Source organism: Streptomyces sp. SP17BM10 (genome assembly GCF_036322405.1).
In the GTDB taxonomy this organism is placed as follows: domain Bacteria; phylum Actinomycetota; class Actinomycetes; order Streptomycetales; family Streptomycetaceae; genus Kitasatospora.
Genome location: NZ_JAQYXB010000369.1, coordinates 1 through 484, shown reverse-complemented (window position 1 = coordinate 484; position 484 = coordinate 1). Strand labels below are relative to the sequence as shown.

Genomic DNA, 484 nt, shown 5'->3' with positions numbered 1-484 from the left:
GGACGAGTTGATCGGGTTCTTCGTCAACACGCTGGTGCTGCGGACGGACCTGTCGGGCGACCCGAGCGTCCGGGAGCTGCTGCGCCGGGTGCGCGAGGCGGACCTCGACGCGCTGGGCAGCCAGGACGTGCCGTTCGAGCGCCTGGTCGAGGTCCTGAATCCGGTCCGCTCGGCGGCCCGGCACCCGCTCTTCCAGACCATGCTGATCCTCCAGAACAACACCTGGTCCGAGCTGGACCTGCCCGGGGTGGAGACCGAGGAGTTCCGGGTCGAGCACCGGATCGCCAAGTTCGACCTGTCGGTGGACTGCTGGGAGCTGACGACGGCCGACGGCGGGCCGGGCGGGATCGGCGGTGAGCTGGAGTTCGCCACGGACCTGTTCGACCGCTCGACGGCGGAGGCGCTCGTGCGCCGGTTCGTCCGGCTGCTGGCCGGGATGGTGGCGGACCCGGACGCCCGGGTGGGTGCGCTGGAGCTCCTGGAG

General features: G+C 71.5%; 1 protein-coding gene. It reads left to right on the top strand.

What is annotated here, in order from left to right; translation table 11 throughout:
* Positions 1 to 484: condensation domain-containing protein (locus tag PUR71_RS02815; protein WP_329924692.1), on the top strand; the 484-nt coding region annotated here is incomplete at both ends.